Source organism: Vibrio alginolyticus NBRC 15630 = ATCC 17749 (assembly GCF_000354175.2).
GTDB classification, from domain to species: Bacteria; Pseudomonadota; Gammaproteobacteria; order Enterobacterales; family Vibrionaceae; genus Vibrio; species Vibrio alginolyticus.
This window is the reverse complement of record NC_022359.1, coordinates 1,445,453-1,466,000: the sequence shown is the minus strand read 5'-3', so window position 1 is coordinate 1,466,000 and position 20,548 is coordinate 1,445,453. Positions and strand designations below refer to the sequence as shown.

17 protein-coding genes are annotated in these 20,548 nt (G+C 41.3%); 14 read left to right on the top strand and 3 right to left on the bottom strand.

The genetic code is table 11. The features are described from left to right. The first annotated feature begins 174 nt into the window (after positions 1 to 174). Together N646_RS21810 and N646_RS21805 are read left to right on the top strand one after the other, a co-directional pair. Positions 175 to 435, top strand: a complete 261-nt coding sequence (locus tag N646_RS21810) for a hypothetical protein (RefSeq protein WP_017820228.1) — start codon at positions 175 to 177, stop codon at positions 433 to 435. A 29-nt stretch (positions 436 to 464) separates the two neighbouring features. Continuing rightward, a complete protein-coding gene (locus N646_RS21805; RefSeq protein WP_017820227.1) occupies positions 465 to 2,135 on the top strand; it encodes a SpoIIE family protein phosphatase in 1,671 nt (556 codons plus the stop codon). Between the two features lie 70 nt (positions 2,136 to 2,205). On the opposite strand, the gene N646_RS21800 is transcribed toward N646_RS21805, so the two are convergent. The 3 genes from N646_RS21800 to N646_RS21790 form a co-directional block, all read right to left on the bottom strand. After that, on the bottom strand, positions 2,206 to 2,397 hold the full coding sequence (locus tag N646_RS21800; RefSeq protein ID WP_025767706.1) for a hypothetical protein: 192 nt from the start codon (positions 2,395 to 2,397) through the stop codon (positions 2,206 to 2,208). Positions 2,398 to 2,431: 34 nt separating this feature from the next. Beyond that, the gene (locus tag N646_RS21795) at positions 2,432 to 2,767 is read right to left on the bottom strand and encodes an Hpt domain-containing protein (RefSeq protein WP_017820226.1); all 336 of its coding nucleotides are present in this window, start codon (positions 2,765 to 2,767) and stop codon (positions 2,432 to 2,434) included. A gap of 470 nt (positions 2,768 to 3,237) precedes the next feature. Next, a complete protein-coding gene (locus N646_RS21790; protein WP_017820225.1) occupies positions 3,238 to 5,388 on the bottom strand; it encodes a serine/threonine-protein kinase in 2,151 nt (716 codons plus the stop codon). 312 nt (positions 5,389 to 5,700) lie between these two features. Between N646_RS21790 and tagH the strand changes: the two genes are divergently transcribed. Genes tagH through N646_RS21730 form a run of 12 tightly spaced genes read left to right on the top strand, consistent with a single transcriptional unit; the run spans position 5,701 to position 20,544 of the window. Next, positions 5,701 to 6,894, top strand: coding sequence for a type VI secretion system-associated FHA domain protein TagH (gene tagH, locus N646_RS21785; RefSeq protein WP_017820224.1), 1,194 nt, complete (start codon positions 5,701 to 5,703; stop codon positions 6,892 to 6,894). Positions 6,895 to 6,905: 11 nt separating this feature from the next. Then, positions 6,906 to 7,361: a type VI secretion system lipoprotein TssJ gene (gene tssJ / locus N646_RS21780; RefSeq protein ID WP_017820223.1), complete on the top strand. Its 456-nt coding sequence runs from the start codon at positions 6,906 to 6,908 to the stop codon at positions 7,359 to 7,361. Positions 7,362 to 7,382: 21 nt separating this feature from the next. Next, entirely contained in the window at positions 7,383 to 8,708 is a 1,326-nt protein-coding gene (gene tssK / locus N646_RS21775) for a type VI secretion system baseplate subunit TssK (RefSeq protein WP_080659252.1), read from the top strand. 11 nt (positions 8,709 to 8,719) lie between these two features. Next, positions 8,720 to 10,012 (top strand): type VI secretion system protein TssL, long form, encoded by a 1,293-nt coding sequence (gene tssL, locus N646_RS21770; protein WP_017820221.1) that lies wholly within the window; start codon positions 8,720 to 8,722, stop codon positions 10,010 to 10,012. A 16-nt stretch (positions 10,013 to 10,028) separates the two neighbouring features. Then, positions 10,029 to 13,547 (top strand): type VI secretion system membrane subunit TssM, encoded by a 3,519-nt coding sequence (gene tssM / locus N646_RS21765; protein ID WP_017820220.1) that lies wholly within the window; start codon positions 10,029 to 10,031, stop codon positions 13,545 to 13,547. Then, positions 13,529 to 14,224, top strand: a complete 696-nt coding sequence (tagF, locus tag N646_RS21760) for a type VI secretion system-associated protein TagF (protein ID WP_017820219.1) — start codon at positions 13,529 to 13,531, stop codon at positions 14,222 to 14,224. Before tssM ends, tagF begins: the two co-directional genes overlap by 19 nt. A 9-nt stretch (positions 14,225 to 14,233) precedes the next feature. Then, positions 14,234 to 15,028 (top strand): PP2C family protein-serine/threonine phosphatase, encoded by a 795-nt coding sequence (locus tag N646_RS21755; protein ID WP_017820218.1) that lies wholly within the window; start codon positions 14,234 to 14,236, stop codon positions 15,026 to 15,028. Further along, the gene (gene tssA, locus N646_RS21750) at positions 15,021 to 16,136 is read left to right on the top strand and encodes a type VI secretion system protein TssA (RefSeq protein WP_017820217.1); all 1,116 of its coding nucleotides are present in this window, start codon (positions 15,021 to 15,023) and stop codon (positions 16,134 to 16,136) included. Before N646_RS21755 ends, tssA begins: the two co-directional genes overlap by 8 nt. A gap of 15 nt (positions 16,137 to 16,151) precedes the next feature. Beyond that, positions 16,152 to 16,682 carry a type VI secretion system contractile sheath small subunit gene (tssB, locus tag N646_RS21745; protein ID WP_005387524.1) on the top strand — a complete coding sequence of 177 codons (531 nt, stop codon included), beginning with the start codon at positions 16,152 to 16,154 and terminating at the stop codon, positions 16,680 to 16,682. Then, positions 16,682 to 18,175, top strand: coding sequence for a type VI secretion system contractile sheath large subunit (tssC, locus tag N646_RS21740; RefSeq protein WP_005375950.1), 1,494 nt, complete (start codon positions 16,682 to 16,684; stop codon positions 18,173 to 18,175). Before tssB ends, tssC (N646_RS21740) begins: the two co-directional genes overlap by 1 nt. Positions 18,176 to 18,227: 52 nt before the next feature. Continuing rightward, positions 18,228 to 19,739, top strand: coding sequence for a type VI secretion system contractile sheath large subunit (gene tssC / locus N646_RS21735; protein ID WP_021707734.1), 1,512 nt, complete (start codon positions 18,228 to 18,230; stop codon positions 19,737 to 19,739). Between the two features lie 10 nt (positions 19,740 to 19,749). Beyond that, positions 19,750 to 20,544, top strand: a complete 795-nt coding sequence (locus N646_RS21730; RefSeq protein WP_017820215.1) for a type VI secretion system accessory protein TagJ — start codon at positions 19,750 to 19,752, stop codon at positions 20,542 to 20,544. The last annotated feature ends 4 nt before the right edge of the window (positions 20,545 to 20,548 follow it).

Sequence of the window (20,548 nt, the reverse complement as noted above, 5' to 3'; positions counted from 1 at the left end):
TTCTTAACTCAGCAGGATATTCAAATTTTTTCAGATTTTTCTTATTTTTTCTCCTATCGCCTATAATTGGAAAAACAACCTCAATTTGCTTCGTTGCGTTTTAGAGCCTTGGGCTCTTGGTCCGTAGACGCTCTCTTTCATCATGGAAAGTCTAATAATAGACAAGGAGAGGTCATGAGTATTCAAGTGAAAACTATCAATAATATTCTAATCGCCCTGTTAATGGTTTCGGTTTTTGGTCTATTCGCACTGTACCTCAATTACACACAGCAGAATGAACAGATTGAAAGGCTACAAAGTCAGTTAATCGAAAAAGAGCATCAGATACTAATTTCTAATGAAGCGTTGTCTTACACTCGATATCAACACCAATTATTAGCCGAAGACTACAGCCGTTTTAGAAATGAGCAGTCAGTGACTAGTGTTTTGCGTTAGCCAGTAAAGCAACCGTATTAAGGAGGAAGATGAAACCCATTCTTTTGGTCGATGATAGTAAAACAGTACTGCTTTACATCAGCAGTGCATTGGAAAAGCAGGGCTATGAAGTGGTTGCAGTTGAAGACGGAAGAGCGGCGCTTGAGGTGCTAACCCACCGCCCTGATATTCAGTTTGTGCTGAGTGATTTAATGATGCCTGGAATTAATGGTATTGAATTGTGTCGCCAATTAAAATCTAAAGTTAGCGAACGTTACATTTTCTTTGTTCTACTGTCTTCTAGAAATGACCAAAGTTCGATCGTGAAAGGCATTGATGCTGGCGCAGATGATTTCGTAGATAAGAAGACGTCTGTAGAGGAACTTCAGGCCAGAATCCGTGCGGGGTTTCGTACTTTAGAACTGCACAACAAACTCGTTGAGAGAAATAAAGAGCTAGATGCGGCCTATCAAACAATTCACCAAGACCTACAGTCTGCTAGTCATCTGATGGAGCAACTACTCCCTGCTGAATCAACTATCCAAAATATACAGTTTAGTTATGTCTACAAACCATGCTCCCAGATTGGTGGTGATATGTTGGGGTATTTGGAGCTCGATGAACAACATGTTGCGTTTTATGTATTTGATGTTTCTGGTCATGGTATTTCTTCAGCTTTGATGGCTTTTTCTATTCAACAGACGCTATCTCAAAGTCAGGGGCCTGATTCGATCACGATGGAGTTGAGAGATGACGGCTATTGCGTAAGTGAGCCTGCATCTGTGATTGAACGGCTAAATCGGCGTTATCAGCAAACTAGAAACAGTCAACTTTACTTTACTATGGCTTACGCCATTCTTAACACAAAATCAGGGCGACTTAGCTATTGCACGGCTGGCCACCCCAGGATCTTAGTTTGGCGAGCGAGTACGAAAACGATGGAACAGATAGGTGACGATAACTTTATCGTTGGTGCAATGCAGCCGATGGAATATATCGGTAACCAAATTAGTCTGGATGAGGGCGATGCATTGTGGCTTTATTCGGATGGTTTGATTGAAGCGAGGCAGGGTGAGGAGATGTTTTCACTACAACGATTGGCATCGAGTATAAAAGCTGTTTGCACGCTGACAGTTGAAGACCAAGTGGGAGACGTCTTTAAAAAAGTACAATCTTGGCATAGCGAAGATGAGTTTGATGATGATGCCAGCCTTTTACAGGTAAAATGGCATGGTGAGAGGCTCGATTTAAGGAAAAGAATGTCAAAGAGCGAATTTAAACGAACTTACGGGAGCTCCCTTACTCACTCACGAAGTGCGAGCAAAGACGTTGTTCGGTTTTTGATGGGTCATCAAATCCCCTTAAATGCAATTCAATCATTGGAGCTTTGTGTCGTTGAGCTCATGAATAACGCTTATATTCATTCTTACAGTGAAATAGAAGGCCTGCCAATTGAAGTGGAGTGTAGGGTTGGGGATGACCAAGTGTCCGGTTTCGTGGAACTGAGAGTCTCTGATTGCGGAGCGCCGATCAATGAAAAGACGTTCATCCAACATAAAAACAAACAGATTGAGGCACCTAACTTAATGGATGACGATAGTTGGTCCTCCTCTGGTCGCGGACTGATGTTAGTCGCTCAATTATCTGACCTGTTTAAATTGGAAAAAGGTTTCGAAAACAATACGTTTGTTGTAGTGAAAAGGAATAGGGAGAGAAACTAACAACCAAGCAAAGTCGATTTCCTTCACTTGGTCCCTAGCGTTAATCTGACGGTTGCGTTGTATATCATTGTTATTTTGTATTCGTTGTTGGTGCCGGTGATAGTAACGCCTCCAACTCTTCTGGTGTTAGAATATCACTGATGTTTAACATATTACTTTCATCATCTAGCGCCATCTTTGTACGGCTAAGTAAGTACCTTTTTTGAGTTGGTGTTAGGTCTTTGAGAGACTCAATCAACTCCCTGAAATTGCTATTATTCATTGCCATATTTCCCCCAGTTAAGCCTTGAATTTCTTTATTGCATATTCTTCAAGTAAGCGAAGATTTGTTGATTAATTGCAGCTAGCTCTTTAGTAACTATAGCTATATCTGAGCTATCTGGCGCTGTATCGTTTCTGGTTTTTTCTTCTATTCTTTGAAACGCAATGACCGCGGTGTCTTCTCCGAAACTCTCTAGAATGCCCTTTAAACTATGAGCTAATAGATAGAGTTCTGACCAACATCTGCTTGCATATAGCTCATCTATACGCTCTATATCACTCGTGTGATCTTCAAGGTATGTAGAAAAAACAGTGACGATGAGATCTACGTCGTTATCCATGTATGTATTGAGAACATCAAAATTAATCATGTATACCCCTATTAAACGTTGAGGTAGAGGAATGTTTCGGATAATGAAGGCTTAGCCGAAGGTATGAATGGCATAACCAGTATTTGAGCAGAAATAGTTTGCTTGTCGCTTGAGATAAACTTACAAAAAGAAAGTCATTGTTAAAGATATTTTGACTTATATCCAAACGGCAATGGTCGAAATGTTCCAAACGGCAATGGTCGAAATGTAGGGATGAAAAAACTTCAACTCGCGTGTTTTTAACACAAGTAGCAAAGGGGACGTTTCCACGTAAAACGCCGAGTCGGTAAGTGTCTTGCAGTCCTAGTTTAAGGCTATCGTTACATACGGACGCCAGACGTTCGCCAACTTTGACTATTCCTTCAGTCAAGGCTAACTCTCCTCATTAAGTACAAGTATAAACTAGCAATCTAGTTGCATATTGGCAAGTAATCTGCGGCAAAAAAGGGACTCGCGTCCCTTTTGTATTACTAGCTTTGCTTAGAGTCCTGTTCTATTTGCTTCATAAGCTCGTTGGCTTTCTTCATAGCGCGTCTTGCGCTTGAAGTCCTTCGCTTATTAAGTAGTATATCGGAGAAGCGTAAGTATTTATCAGCAGTTTTGAATCTTAAATCGTTAACATCCTGAAAACCAATAGGAAAGTTTTTCGAGAACAGATCCACATCCTTCACCAAGTTATCGAGATGAGTTGTCGTCCTTGCCTTTTCTAGGCGAGAATAAAAGTTTTCAAACTCTTCTTGGAACAGGATTCTAGCGGCATCTTCTGGAAACGGTAGAGGGCTGTTGGAATCTAGCGCTGTCTCATATAATTTCATTTCCAGCACTGCATCTTTCATCGCATTACTTATCTGTAAGTTCTCTTGATGCTCTTCTACGTTTGAAAAGAAGGTGTTCCCAACCTTAATAAGAGCAACAAGTGCAGCTGCGTCTTTCTTTTGGAGTGCTTCAGTGAGGTGCTGACCGAAAACATCGCTAGATAACGAACTTGGCGTGAAAGGATAACCTTGATGAATCTGATTTAACTCATCCTTGAGCTCATAGATGGATTTATTGCCGTCTTCTTTACTGTACCGAGACTTTTCAAGTTGACTGTTGATTTGCCTTGCTATCGAAAGTAACGTGGAGTGCTTGCTTGACTGAATATCTAAGGCAAGAACTTCTATTTTATGTGAGTCAGGGTAGTAGGTTTTTGCTTTATCAAGTATGGACTCAATTTCATCATAATTCGGGTAGTTGTTGGCATCAGAATTCAAAACCTGATCAATTTCAGATTCAAACTCGCTGAGAATATAGGTCTTGTGTAAGCGTAATAAGCCAGCCTTAACGACTGGATGTAAGCTTTTTTCACTATCAATCAGTGCCAAACTTTTTTCTGCTGGCGTATCAAGCTGCCACTCTTGTCCGGCAATTTGATCATTTTGCTTGCTAATAACGGTTTCCAAAGTTGCGATGGTTTCTTGTTGCTGCTGATAACCAAATACAATGCCGCTAACTAATAATATACTCGCTGCCGCGCCGCTAGCAATAGGCCAATAGCGCATATTCAATTTGCGTTTCAACTGCTCAGGGGTCAGCTCGTACGGAATGATGCCAGTTGAAAATACGCTTGAAAATATTGGCCACTTAGATGCAGGCATGTTAGTTGGTTTAGAGACCTTGATCTTCTTTTTGAGAGCTTCATTAACTGGAGTTCTTGCGTAAGGGTGTTTGCAACTCAATAACTCGTAAGCAATACAAAATAGAGCAAACATATCGTCGCTTAAGTTCGGTTCCTTACCGGATAACAGGTTGAGTGATGCATAGTTGGGAGTATAACCAAGCGTTTCAACATTTTCGGATTTACGTTTAGCCGCATATTGATCCTGCTTTAATTGATGAGTTTTAGATACACCAAAATCAAGCAGCTTAACGTTACCCTCAGACGTTAAAATCACATTAGCGGGCTTTAGGTCGGCGTGCACTACACCAAGAGAGTGAGCATATGAGAGTGCATCGAGTACCTGATTTAGGATTGATAAAGTTGCATTAAACTTCAGCCCATGGGGCCTAGAACGCTGTATTAAACTCTCTAATGTTTCTCCGTTAATATACTCCATAACTAAAAAGTATATTTCGCCATCAACACCAAAATCAAAAACCCTAATGATATTAGGGTGGCTTAACCTTTGAGTTTGTTGAGCTTCACGTATTAACATGCGTGCAGTCTCTGGTTGAGAAGCAAACTCTTTCTGTAATATTTTTAACGCAACGTAGGGTGTTTCTGAACCTGAAGATTCAAGAATCTTATCTTTAGCTAAGTAAACATCGCAAAGCCCACCATGCCCAATAACCGACTCAATTTCATACCGATTTTTAACGGTCGTTCCTATTAAGCTTTCGTTAATAACATCTTTGTTATTATTTAATGAGTCATCTTTATTGTTTTTTTTCTTATTAACTAACGGAGTGTTTTCTTTTTGAGACAGTTTTGTATTTGTTTCATTTTTATTTTTAACGGAGGTTTCATTATTAGTGAGTTTAGTTGTTTTAATTGCATTGTCTCGTTTTTGAGTCTTTACAATTTTAGTTTTATCTCCGCTTTCTTCGTTATTTATAGAATTGTTTTTATTACTGTCTTCCATCACAAGAACTCCGTATAAATGATGGGGGAATATATACCTTTCTGCTCAATGAAAAGTCATTATGTTAGAATTTCTCGGCCAAACTAACATTCGTTTTTTTATTGATGAAAGTCTAAGTGTCAAAAATTTGAACTTGGTTGGATAATTAAAATTGTTGAACAATACGTGATTGCTTTGATAAAAAAATGATTCATTATTCCGTGCATGATTTTCAATGGCAGTATTAAGGTTTTTATTAATCTTACTGTTAATAAGAAAGCGGTTAATAATAAAATTAAAAATAATATCTAGCAGGTCTTTGGCGAGGTTTACATGAAGTTGGTTTTAACCATAACAAGTTTTCACAAATTTACTCCAGAGATTGAGAGTGAGTTCGTGTTTGAATCAAGTGATGAACATGCCAAGGTTACATTTGGTAGGTCTGAACAATGTGATTGGACACTACCAGATCCTGAAAGAGTGGTATCCGGAACCCACGGAGAACTGATTAAGTTTGGTGACAAATACTTGATAAAAGACCTCTCAACGAATGGTACTTTTGTAAATAATGCTGTAACTCCTGTGGGTCAAGGAAATGAAATAGCACTAAGCAATGACGATATGGTTAGCTTAGGGGATTATCAAATTTCAGTTTCTGTTCAAACAGATACAGATGTATTCAGCCTTGAGACAAGTAAAAGTCTTTCTAGCGCCCCCCCTGAAGTAGTCTCAAGTCCATCGGAAGAGGAATTTGTTGACCTAGGCCTTAGTGCTAGTGAACTCTTAAACGAAAGTGTTCCTTCTGACTTTCAGCTAGATATTGGTTTAGTCGATGATTTTATTGATATCCCAAAGCCCAAAAAACAGAGCACCGTATCTGAAACTTTACCGAAAGTTAACCGACAATCAGAACACCTATCGACTCCCAACTTTGATACCAATGGGGGTGAACTTGCGGCTTTTGTTAGAGGGGTGGGTATAGATCCAATGATGATTCCCAGCGATAACCGAGAGGAATGGTTTGAACAACTGGGGGAGTCATTTTCTTTGATGCTAGTTGGTTTAATGGAAACACTGCATAACAGAGCAGTGTTTAAGCAAACAAATCGACTTAGTCATACCGCATTTCGTAAGTCAGAAAATAACCCTTTAAAGTTTTCTGCAAACTTAGAAGATGCGATTCATAACTTATATAACCGTCAAACGGCTAGCTTCTTAAAGCCAAATGCAGCCATTAAAGAAGCATTTAATGACATCGAAAGTCATGAGCAAGCCTTAATGAAAGGTGTTGAAGGTACGGTTTCGAGTGTTATGTCACTTGTTGAACCTACTTCTATATACTCAGATGCTTTAGCGAAAGACACGGTTATTAATAAGGTTATTCCAGCTAGAAAATATGCTCAAAGTTGGAAGAGGTTTGAGGATATTCATGAAAAGTTATCCGATGATATTATCAATAAAGAGTCTCCGTTCTATTTAGAAGACTTCGCTAAGCACTATGAATTAGCATTAAAAAACAAAGGCTAGGAATTAGGGTGATGAAAAAGTTTTACCAATATATTTTGTTATTAATTTCAATGGCTTTATTTGGGTGCTCAGCAGCGAACCTAGTTGTTGATCCATACTCAGATTTAGAAATAGCAGCAAGTCATAACATTAATCCTGATTCAAACGGCAGGCCTTCTCCTGTAGTGGTGTATGTATTTGAATTAACGTCAAATACCATTTTCGAAAGCCAGGACTTTTTTTCTATTTATGAAGAAAGTGAAAAAGTCTTAGGACCTGATTTAGTGAATAAATATGAAGTTTCATTAACTCCAGGTCAGAAAGAAACATATCAAGCAAGTATGTCTCCAAAGACAGAATATTTAGGCATTGTCGTAGCGTTTCGAGATATTGAAAACTCAAATTGGCGACAAGTCATTAAAGTGGATAAGACCGGTTACAACACATATCAAGTATTGTTAGAAGATCTGTCTTTGGTCGTTAAATAACGTTTAGTTGGCTAATTATAAATGACGCAATACTCCAAGACGGCTTGGTGCGAGGGAATGTTTTTACGTCCCCAGCACTTCCAACAACAAGAACGCGCAACCTCTCAAGAATTCAAAGGCTTACATCAGTTAGGTGGGGTTTACAATTGGGGAGTTTGCAAATGTCGAGTAAAAAAACACGCGCTAAAAGATGGTCTTATTGAACTTGAGCATCTTGAAGCTGTTTTGCCGGATATGACGTTGGTTAATACGTTAATATCCAACGATTCAGTTTCGCCTCTACTTATTGATAAAAACACTGAAAATACGTTAGTAAAAATAACTCTCCCTCTTTCAAGTGTTACAGGTAAAAACGTTTCGGATGTAAGCGAATCGATCGTCTCTCGTTATGTACTTCAAGATATCGACGTGATAGATAACCTTACAGGACAAGATGAAGAAACCATCCAAGTTGCAGCCCTCAACCTTGAGTTGAAAGCGAGTAATGACAAATTAGCGGGTTATGTGGAGTTACCTATCTTAAGGATCAAAGAGGTAACTCCTGAAGGGGAAGTTATACTAGACGATGAGTACGTTCCTCCGCTTATCAATCTCCTGAGCGATAAAGTTATGTCAGCTTATCTACGTAACGTTATCGCGATGACAAAGATGCGTGCTGACGTTATTGCGCAGCGCTTGATTAAGGGCAAATCTGCATCGGCATCTGCTGTTGATTTCATCATGCTCCAAATGTTGAACCGATATGAGGCGAAGTTAAAGCATTTCAGTGAGTTAGATAGGTTACATCCACTGGAATTAGCGACGACACTTAAAGGTTACATTGGTGAGTTAGCCACTTTTTCTAATAAAACTAAAAGAGTCCCAAGTTTGCTTGCGTATGATCACTTAGATGTATCAAGTGTTTATAGCGAGTTGAATCAGATACTCAGTCAGTACCTCAGTGTTGTTCTTGACCAAACTGCGACCAAACTTCCGTTGGAGCCTCGCCAATACGGTATTCAAGTGACGCCGCTTCCAGATAAACGCTTGCTTGAGTCATGCCAATTTGTGCTAGCAATTAAAGCAGATACCACAACAGATGAAATAAGACGCCTGGTCCCAGCGCAACTCAAGTTTGGCCCGGCAGAACAGATTCGCGATCTAATTAATAATCAGATCAACGGTATAAACGTAGTGCCGTTGAGTGTCGTCCCGAGACAGATTCCTTACCAAACGGGCTATGTCTATTTCGAAGTTGTCAAGAAAGGGCCATTTTGGATGAGGCTAAAAGATAGTGGCGGTATTGCGCTTCACCTATCAGGGCATTTTCCTAATGCTGAACTTGAGCTTTGGAGTATTAATCAATAGGCGCGCTCTGTATGGAACAAACGATAGTAAAACCAACACCGGGTGGAAGAGCACCCGCATCGAAACCACAATCAGAAAAGTTTGTGGATAATACCGTAGTTATCTCAAAAAGCCCTGAATTGGTGAACAATGATTCAGTGGTCGCTTATGGGAGTAACTCTCTACTAGCAGAGGCGAATGGCCTGTTATCTATTATCGGTCAAATTCGGTCGACAGCGACTCATTCCGATCCGTTGTTTCTAAAAGAGACATTGGCACAAAAGCTTAGAGATTATGAGAACCGATTACGTCAGCATGACGTTGATTTGGATACCATTGATACAGCTCGTTATTGTTTATGCTGTTCACTAGATGAAGTTGTCCTTAACACCAATTGGGGTGGGCATTCATTCTGGAGTCACGATTCATTACTTAGCTCCTTCTATGCTAGCAGTCAAGGTGGGGAAGCGTTTTTTAAGCATCTTGATAAGTGCATGGCGAAACCAGATGCGAACTTAGATTTGCTTGAACTAATGTATGTGTGCTTATCTCTCGGGTTTCTGGGTCAATACCGTTTAGAAAAAAATGGACTGGAATCGCACCGGAAATTGAGAAGACAGGTTATTGCTACTCTTAAGTCTTATGGGAGAGGAGTCCCTCAGGAGCTAAGTAATAGTATCGACCAACACATTTTGAATGGCTCAAAGGCTTCTGATAGAGCCCCTCTTTGGGTTGTATGTTCTGTAACGGCGGCATTATTGGTCTGCATATATATGTATTTTAGCTATGAGCTAAATAAGGCATCCAATCGCACCTTTTCTCAATTAGTCAATTTGATTCAACCGCAACAACTTAACCAAGATGCAACGTCAGAATCAAAATCAGCGCCAATTGCAGAAAAGATTTCAATGTATCTAGCAACTGAGATCGGTAAGGGGCTAATCAATGTTGAGCCGCTGCAAGACAGGGTAAGAATTTCGTTAAAGTCTCAAGATCTATTTGAATCAGGTAGTGCTGATGTTGTCGCTTACATCCAACCCGTTATTTCTAAGCTTGCGAGAACATTGGAGTCGACCCAAGGCAAGATCATTGTTACTGGTCACACCGACGATAGGCCTATTTTCACGAGTAAATATCCCTCGAACTGGCACCTATCATTAGCTCGAGCCACTGCTATGTCTGAACAACTGATCTCGAATAGTGCATTAGAAGGGCGAGTGATACCCGAGGGATTGGGGGATGCAAGACCATTAGTTGAAAACAGTAGTGATGAAAACCGAGCTATTAACCGCCGGATTGAAATCGACCTTCTTGTCGCGAATTAATAATAGGTAGATAGAGATGCGTATTAAAGAAATTGGCAGAATATTTACTCAAAGATGGTTTCTCGGTCTTATCGGTGTCGCTGCTTGTTCTATTTTCATTTGGGTTGTTGGTCCACTTATTGCGATAGCGGGATATGAGCCCCTAAAGAGTGACTTTCAACGGCTAGTCACTATTCTAGTGTTGGTGTTGCTTTGGGCGATATTTAACGTTACCAAGCAGCATAAGCAAAAGGTGAAAGAAGACGAAAGTATTCAAACGTTGCTTGAGGTTGATAGCCTATCAGATAAAGAAGCGGCAAGTGAAATTGACTTAATGCGCGAGCGTATTGAGCAAGCTGTCAAAGTAGTGACGAAAACACACAAAGGCAAGAGAAGCTTGTATGACTTACCGTGGTATGTGTTGATTGGCCCTCCTGGAACGGGGAAAACAACCGTATTAAAGCAGTCGGGGTTAGAGTTTCCATTAGGAGACAGCCTTGGCTCTGACTCTATTGCCGGTGTAGGTGGCACTCGCCACTGTGATTGGTGGTTTGCAAATAAAGCAGTTCTTATAGATACGGCTGGCCGGTATACGACACAAGACAGTCAAGAAAAGGTCGACTCTAAAGCGTGGCATGGTTTCTTAGGATTGTTGAAAAAGTATAGAACGCAAAGACCAATTAATGGTGCGATTGTTACGATAAGTTTAGCCAGCGTGATGTCTCAGACTCGAACCGAGCGAAGTCTTCATGCTCGAGCAATTAAGTCGAGACTTCAAGAACTGAAAAACCAGTTAGGCATGCAGTTTCCGATTTACGTATTGCTCACCAAAATGGATTTAGTTGCCGGTTTCAATGAGTTTTTTGCCGATTTAAGTAAGGGAGAGCGAGAGGAATTATTTGGTTTCATGTTCCCTCGTGAAGTGGATGATGAAAGAGGCGTTATTTCTCTATTCAACAAAGAATTTCATGGCATGTTGGAGCGCCTTGATGCCCGTATGCTTAGAATACTTGAAACAGAGGACGATTTAGATAAACGCGCGCTTATCTTTGAATTTCCAAAGCAATTAAGAGTGCTACAAGCTAATCTTGACGAGTTTTTAGCTGAAATTTTTGCACAAAACAGTTTTGAAGAGCCTGCCTTGATTCGTGGTGTGTTTATGTTGAGTTCGGTTCAAGAAGGCTTACCAGTCGATAAGCTGATGAATGAATCAACCAATGGACTTGGGTTAAATCGATTAGCTCTAGCAAAGAGTCAGACTGGTTCTCATAGTTATTTCGTAAAGAATCTTTTTGACAAGGTTATTTTCAAAGAGCAACTGTTAGGAACAGTTAATCGTCACTATCAAAAGCAGTCAGGTTGGATGCGTCGAGGTGTTTACATTGGGTGTACAACGCTACTGCTCGGAGCTTCTTCGCTTTGGTTTATGAGTTATAAGTGGAACTCACAGTTAATTGTCGACACCAATGAACAAGCTAGCCATATTGATGCAATGATTGGCGCTCAAAGTTTAGATTTTGAAGCAGATATTGTTTCAGCTGTAGAAACATTAGATAGGTTGATGACGCTTCCTCTCGGAAAGCAAAGCGACTACGGTGATGCCGACTCTGTAAAGAGGTTTGGTCTCTATCAGGGAGACAAAGTGTCTCAGGCGGCAAATAATGCATATTCTGATGCTTTGACCCAATATTACGCCCCTCTGCTTCTTGATAGCTTGGTGTCAGAAATGGAGAGCAATCAACAGCACCGTGAGTATTTGTACGAAACGTTAAAAACGTATTTGATGTTATTCAATCCAGACAAATATCAACAAGATGAAGTGTTGGCTTGGTTTAACTTTTATTTCGAACGTCAATATCCGGGTGAGCTAAACGCAGACTTAAGAAGACGCTTGCTACAGCACACTCAATATTTATTAGGCAACGATGGACAAGGCTTTACTTACAACACTGCTGCTGTGACGAGTGCTCGAGAAGTGTTGACTCAAATGTCTCTACCTGAACGTGCTTATCAGCGAATGAAAATACAATTTTCTAATAGTCATGTACCTTCATTTCGCTTGACTGATGTATTGGGACCTAAAGGGCTTGAGCAGTTCGAGCGAGCTAGTGGAAAACCGCTATCACAAGGCATTTCGGGTTTCTACACGTACAATGGTTTTCATAGCATTTTTCAGATTCAGATCAACCGTACAGTAAAAAGCCTAATGGAAGAGAACTGGGTTTATGGTGACGATCTTAAGGCCCATGAAATTGATCAAGATAGTGCCATCCAAGGCGTTCAGTCTCGATACTATCAAGATTATGTTAATGAATGGAAAACGTTGATCGAAGATATTCAATTGAAGCAGGCTCCGAGCCTAGAACTTGCGACAGAGCAAGCGAGGGTTTTATCTGGAGTTGAAAGACCAATCGAATCTTTGTTGAGAGCAATCCAAAAAGAGGTTGCTCTATCAAAAGTATCATTGTCAGAAAATCAAAAAGCCGCTTCTGAAGTTGCTGGTAAAGTTGCCAAAGTTAAGTTTTCAAATACGGCAGATAGACTAGACATGTATTTACCTGAAGAAAACGGTTTCAATGTTGCTCTGCCAGGTAAAGAAGTCGAATCGCATTTTTCAGAGATCTTACGCCTTGGTGAGCAAGACTTTGATGATATTCAACAAGCAATGGTTAACTTGCGTTCGTATTTAAGTGACTTATCAAGCTCTGGTAACAATCAGAAAATTGCCTACAAAAGTATTTTAGATGGAACCGTTACACAAGATGTCGCAGCTTCCTTTGCTCGTGCTAAAGAACTTTTGCCGAGACCATTTAATCAATGGCTAGGTGAGCTTTCTCAAGAGTCGGTCAAGTTTGCGGAGAGCGGTTCGAAGGATCATCTAAATCAACTTTGGGTAACACAAGTGGTGCGCCCTTATCAGCGGACTATTGCTGGCAGATATCCATTCGAGCCCAATGCGAGCAGAGAAGTCAGATTGAAAGACTTTAAGCGATTCTTTGGTTATGGAGGCACGCTTGACGCATTCTTCCAAGAATACCTCGAACCGTTTGTGGATACTTCGAAAAGTCGTTGGCGATTAGAAAAGGAAATTGGAGTTCGTCCAGAAACACTAATGGTCTTTCAAAGAGCGCAACGTATCAGGCAGTCTTTCTTTGAATCTGATAATTCCTTACGCGTAGAGTTTGGGATGAAGCCTGTTTATCTAGACCAGCACATTACTCGATTTGTCTTAGAGTTGGGTGGACAAGATTTGGTTTATAAGCATGGACCAGCAAGAGCTAAATCGTTGAGTTGGCCTGCCGGTCAAGATCAGACTCGAATTGTGTTCACACCACCTGAATCTAAACGCGAAATTGCGCATACCTATGAAGGTGAGTGGGGCATATTCAAGCTTTTGGATCAATCACTTAAAGCAAGGCCAGAATCGCGTAAAGACAATATAGTTATGATTGATTTAAAGGGAAATAAGGTGCAGCTAGAGCTTATTCCTTCTAGTGCCATTAATCCGTTTTGGTCAAATGAAATGGAGAGGTTCAGATGTCCACGAACCTTATAACATCAGGCTGGGGCTATATCGGTAAAATGCCTGCAAAAGGGGACTTTGTGAAAGATGGTTTATCACAAGATTTCTCGGAGCGTTGGCATGATTGGCAACAGGCGGTTATTGCAGTCAGCAGGGAACAACTGGGTGAAAGCTGGAATGAGCACTTTTTAACGGCTCCTGTGTGGCACTTTGCTTTGGATATTAGCTATTTAGAAGACTCAACCTACATTGGTAGCATGATTCCTAGTGTTGATGCATGCGGTAGATACTTTTTCTTTACTATAGCTCGTGCCGTAAAAGGTGAAGCTGCGCAATATTGGGGTGACAGAGCTTGGACAGAGGACAGTGCCGCTCTTGCTCTTTCAGTACTTGAGGACGACTTTGTCTTTGATGTTTGGCATAAGAGTACTCAAGAAAAAAATGACCTCGTTGCGAATGTAACAAGTGAAGTTAGGCCTCTAGAGTTTCTTTATCAAAGCCAAATATCTACAGTTTTTCATGATCACGGCAATACTGATCAAAATACGCTTTTGAATTACCTCATTAAAGAAAGATTGAGTAAACCATGTTTTTGGTGGACTGAAGGTTCAACGAAGGTTGAACCATGCATGTTCATTACTAGTGGATTTCCTTCAATTGGTCAGTTTTCAGCCATGCTTGATGGCGGCTGGAAAAAGTGGAATTGGTAGGATAGAAGAATGAATTGGAACTATTTTACCTTTGCTAAATCGCACGCAGGAAAAGTACGCCCTTATAACGAGGATGCTCTGTTGGATATGACAGAGCAGCATATTTGGGTGGTTGCCGATGGAATGGGTGGACACAGTGCTGGCGATATAGCAAGCCAGATGCTAGTGGATAGAGTCGCGCGCCACATGCAGGATGTCTCCAATACTAATATCGATGATATCCGAAGAGTGGTTCAAGAAGCGAACTTAGAAATTTACCAATACGCACAAAATCACTTAGACGGTAAAACGATGGGAACAACACTTGTTTTGTTGTTTATTCAGGATGGGTATTACCACTGTCTTTGGGTGGGGGATAGCCGAATTTACCAGCTTAGAAGTGGTAATTTTGTCCAAAAAACACGTGATCATAGTCAAGTCATGGACTTAGTGGATCAGGGCTTATTGGCATTTGAAGATGCCGAATCTCACCCTCTTGCAAATGTTATTACCAGAGCTGTTGGGGTCGACGAAAGTGTCACTATTGATCAAGTTTCAGGGCAGTTGGCTGACGGCGATCAGTTTCTACTCTGTAGCGATGGACTCTCTAAGGAACTTACGAGTGATGAAATTCATCGGACATTGTATGCAGACTCAGTCAACCAAGCTGGATTAGCGCTCATGCATTCGGCTTTGGTTCGGGGCGCAAGTGATAACGTAACTTGTGCTTTGATCAAAGTTCGCCAAGCGCAAACGGAGTGCGAAACAGTAGCTAGAGAAGACGCGACAATACCTGTCTTTCTAAGAGGGAGAGCTTATGAGTAATGAAATGTTTGATTGGTATGAACAAGCGTTGGCTCCTATATCTCAAGAAAATCCTACAGGTGTTGATCCTAGAGAGGATGTATCACCACAGTCTGCTTACTATCGGTTGAAAGATCAGCGTATGGCCGCCCGCAACGCTGAACGTAATGCTCTTATAGAAGAAGAAAGTATCTATACCCACAGTAATTTATGGCGAGTATTTATTGAAGATGTCCCAGAAATACTCACGAATCAGTCTAAAGATTTGGAATTTGTTGCCTGGCTTATAGAAGCCCTAACTCGATTGTATGGTTTTCGTGGTATGGGCGTTGGCTACAAACTCGCAACCAGTTTAATTGAGAACTTTTGGGATGATCTGTACCCAATGCCTGATGAAGATGGTATTGAGACAAGAATATCGGCGATTATTGGCCTCAATGGTATCGATAGTGAAGGAACACTTATTTTTCCAATTGCTTGTATACCATTGACTGACTTAGGCGTGGAGCAAGCTTATGCCTATTGGGAATATCAGCAAGCTATAGAGCTTGAGCGCTTAGACGAAGATAAGCGCCGAAATCGAGTCGAGCTTGGGGCTGTTGAGCTATCTGAAATTATAACTACGGTTAAGTCGACTTCTGATACGTTTTATCGAGAATTAATCACGGATTTGGAGTTCGCTACGGAATCATTTAATGAATTCAGTCAGCGATTAGATGAAGCGGTCGGTGATGTGACTCCTAGTTCTTATATATCAAAAAGACTTGAATCAATACACTCGGCATTAAGGCACCTTCTTGGAGATCGTTTTAATCAACCACAAGCAGTGATTGAAGAGCTAGAGGATCTTGATGAATCTTCTTCTGAACAACCGTTAAGTTCACAAAGTTGTGATGCATTATTAGCGACAAACATGAAATCACGAGAGCAGGCAATTAGACAATTGCAGCAAGTAGCTGATTTCTTCCGAGAGAGTGAACCTCACTCACCAGTTTCTTACTCCATCGAACAGATCATTCGTTGGTGTGGGATGCCTCTGCCGGAGTTACTGGCGGAACTTATCTCCGACGGGGATGCAAAGAAAAGCTACTTCCGTTTGGTTGGCATAGCAGAACAAAATGAAAATTAATAAAGGGAGAATGGTATGACGAGTATCCACTCGAAACTATCACGAGTACGGAAGCCTCGTGTCCACATTACCTATGATGTTGAAACTGAAGGTACAACTCTTAAGAAAGAACTGCCTTTTGTTGTAGGTGTAATGGGTGATTTCGCTGGTCAAAACACAGAAGCGTTGAAGCCATTAAAAGACCGCCGTTTTATTCAGATCGATCGAGATAACTTTGACGATGTACTCAAAAAAATGAATCCATCGGTGAAGTTTAAAGTTGCGAATAAGCTTGCGAATGACGATTCACAGTTTGAGGTCGATTTAAACTTTAAATCAATGCAAGACTTTGAGCCTGCTGCGATCGTAAATCAAGTTGATCCACTACGCCAATTGATGGAAACGCGTAATAAACTGCGTGATTTGATGACAAAAGTTGACCGCTCAGAAGAGCTTGAAAATATCCTAGAGGATGTTTTGAACAATACGGACAATCTGGCAAGACTTGCAGGCGAGTTAGATCTTGACAAGAAAGCGAAGTCAGACAGTACTGAAGGAGCGGAATAATGACGACTGAAGCTGAAAAACAGTTAGATCCAACAGTTAATGAACAGACAACTTCATTCTTAGATCAAGCTATTGGTGCGACTAAGCAGACCGAAGCTTCTCGTGCTGAGGAGCTGATTAAAACGCTCGCTGAAGAAGCAATGAAAGGGACAGTTACTTGGAACAAAAACCTAACAGTAACTTTTCGTGAAGCGATTAATTTGCTCGATAGGCAGATTTCTGATCAGTTGTCTGAAGTAATGCATCACCCAGAATTACAGAAACTCGAAGGTTCTTGGCGCGGCTTAAATTATCTAGTGATGAATTCAGAGACCAGCTCTACTCTGAAAGTTCGCATGATGAGCATGACCAAGAAAGAGCTACATAAAGACTTGAGCAAAGCTGTTGAGTTTGATCAAAGCCAGATCTTTAAAAAGGTTTACGAGTCTGAGTTTGGTAGTGCTGGTGGTGAACCGTATGGTGCATTGATTGGAGACTATGAGTTTACCAACCACCCAGAAGATATTGAGTCGTTACGCCTAATGTCAAATGTAGCGGCTTCTGGCTTCTCTCCATTCTTGTCCGCGGCTTCACCAGCACTATTCGGCTTTGATGAGTGGACTGAGCTGTCAAAACCACGCGACCTAGATAAGGTATTTGAATCACTAGAATACGCCCAATGGCGTTCGTTCCGCGAGAGTGCCGATTCGCGCTTCGTTAGTCTGACGATGCCAAAAGTCCTTGCTCGTTTGCCATACGGACAAGCTACCGCTCCAGTCGAAGAGTTTGGGTTTGAAGAGTTCGAAGTAGATCCTGTTTCAGGTATTGCTGTTAACGCTGAACATAACGACTACTGTTGGATGAACTCTTCGTATGTTCTTGGTGTTAAGTTAACCGACGCATTTTCAAAATATGGATTTTGTACTGCCATCCGTGGTGCAGAAGGCGGTGGTCGAGTGGATAACTTGCCAACGCATTTCTTCATGAGTGATGATGGCGACCCTGATATGAAGTGCCCAACAGAGATTGGTATTACCGACAGACGTGAGGCGGAGCTTGGTAAGCTTGGTTTCTTACCGCTTTGTCACTACAAAAACACCAACTATGCAGTGTTCTTTGGTGCGCAAACCTGTCAAAAACCAGCGAACCATGAATCCCCTGAAGCAACGGCCAATGCGGCCATTTCTGCCCGCCTACCTTATATGATGGCAACATCTCGTTTTGCGCATTATTTGAAAGTAATGGCTCGAGATAAAATTGGTAGCTTTATGGAAGCAGAAGACGTTGAGTCTTGGCTGAACCGCTGGATCCTAGGTTACGTCAATGCTTCTGAAGGCGGTGGTCAAGAGATCAGAGCGAAATACCCTCTAGCAGACGCTCGTGTTCAGGTTAAGGAAATTCCTGGCGCACCTGGTTCTTACAATGCCGTAGCATGGCTGAAACCTTGGTTGCAAATGGAAGAACTGACGACATCTTTGCGACTTGTGGCCAAGATCCCTCAGTCAGGTGGATAAGAAATGAATTGGCTGGTCGAAAGGCCAGCCATGACCAATCTTTATGTTCTAGATGGAATTAGCAGTGTCACTTAACTTTCGCGACCCTAGCAAGCTAAAACATGAGTTCAGTACCGGAGGCTACGCTGAACTTGATAGCCCGTGGTTGACTCGATTCAATGAATCTTCTGATCTTGTAGCGTCAGCGCGAATTTGGCTAGAAGGTACACGTTCAAGAGATTTGGACAGCTTTCGTCATAGTGTGATGAACACAATTAACCGCATTGATGAGCTATTAGAATCTCAACTAAATGAAATATTACATCATCCTGAGTTTCAACAGCTCGAAAGGGGGTGGGTTGGAGTTAGGTATTTATGTGAACAGGTTGATTCTCGTTCATCGGACTCTGTAAAAGTTAAGGTTTTAACGGCGACATGGAATGAAATCAGTAAAGATGCTTTAAAAGCCATCGAGTTTGACCAATCAGCACTATTTAAGTTGCTCTATCAAAATGAATATGGCATGGCAGGGGGAGAACCCTTTGGTGTGGTGGTTGGAGATTATCAGCTTCGCTGTGATCCTAGTAAAAATTATTTTGATAGAGATCTGTCTGTGTTGAGTAAGATCTCTCAGTCTGCAGCTGCAGCATTCAGCCCATTTATCATGTCTGCATCGCCAGAGATGTTTGGTGTTGATAGTTTCGCTCAACTCTCTGCGATAAGAGATATAGCAGCCCAATTTGAACAGGAAGATTATGCAAAGTGGCGTAGTTTGAGAGATAACGATGACGCTAAATTTATTGGTTTGACTGCACCTAACGTCTTGTTCCGTCAGCCATACAAAAGTGATGGCTCGCGGAATGATAAATTCAATTTTCAAGAACACATCTACGACTCCAACCGAGATTTGCTATGGGGGAGTAGTGCGTACTGTTTTGCTGCTGTATCAATTAGAGCATTTCAGGAACATGGTTGGTTCACGCATATGCGAGGGATTAAACAAGGCGATTACAGTCAGGGTATTATCGCCGCTCCTACAAGGAGCACGATGCGTGTTAATGGCAAGAATGATCGTGAAAGATGTCCGTTAAACTTGAAAATCACTGAGAGAAAAGAGCAAGAATTGTCTGAGTGCGGTTTTATTTCTATTTCTCCAATACCTGAGACTGATATGGTAGGGATGACCTCGAATGTATCTCTCTACAAGCCCAAACAATACGCAGAAAAGCATATTTCAACGAATGCAAAACTGACATCGATGTTGCAATACACATTGTGTGTATCGCGAGTCGCACATTATCTCAAGGTTATGGGGCGTGACAAAATTGGTGGGTATCAAGACGCAGAAAGCCTAGAGCGTGACTTTCAACGCTGGTTACATCAGTACACTACCGCATCAGATGAAGCGTCTGATGAGCTTCGAGCTAAATACCCCCTAAATGAAGCGAAAATTACAGTTCGAGAGAAAAGAGAAACTCCTGGACATTATTACTCAGTTATCCATTTGCGACCGCATTTTCAACTCGATCAAATGGTATCTAGCATTAAATTAATTACCGAATTATCACCAGAGCACATGGTGTAAGGAAATAACAATGACTCAATGGAAAAATGCTTTGTCCCAAGGCCTATTGCAACACGCTCTAGAGCAATTAATTGATGAAATTAAAGCAACCCCTAAAGATGCGAGCTTGAGAAGTTCCTTCATTGAGCTTCTTTGCATTGATGGGGACTTCGAGCGTGCGGACGCTCAGCTCATGCAATCGATTAAATTGTTTCCTGAGTATCTGCCTGGTGCAAGTCAGCTACGACATTTAGTGAAAGCAGCTCAAGCTAGAAAGGATTTTATCAATGGTGCGGCTAGTGCCAAAGTATTAGGTGATGAGGAATTAACTAAAGAGCTTGTTCGATTTAATCTTGCTCTCGGAAATCAAGAGTACGAAGAAGCGTCACGTCTATCGCATCGCATTGAAGAGCGTCGTACTATTAAAGGGTTTAACGTAAACGGCACAAACTACGAAGATGCTAGAGATATTGATGATCGTTTAGGTGGTTACATTGAACTGTTTTCTACAGCAGGTAACTATTTTCTTGTACCCATATCGAGCATCCATACGCTAGAAGTTAAAGCACCTACTTCTTTGTTAGAAAGTATTTGGCGACCTGTCGAGTTTGATATCGATGGACTTGGTGAAGGCGAAGGCCATATGCCTTTGACGTATGTCGACTCAGAGACCGATGCACAAAAGTTAGGCCGAGAAACGGATTGGAAGCAGATTGGTGAGCAAGAATCTTTTGTTGGCTTGGGTCAAAAATGTTGGTTAGTCGGTGACTCAGCGCTTCCAATCTGTGATTTGACTACATTATTAGAACAGAAACAAATAGCGTAGAAAT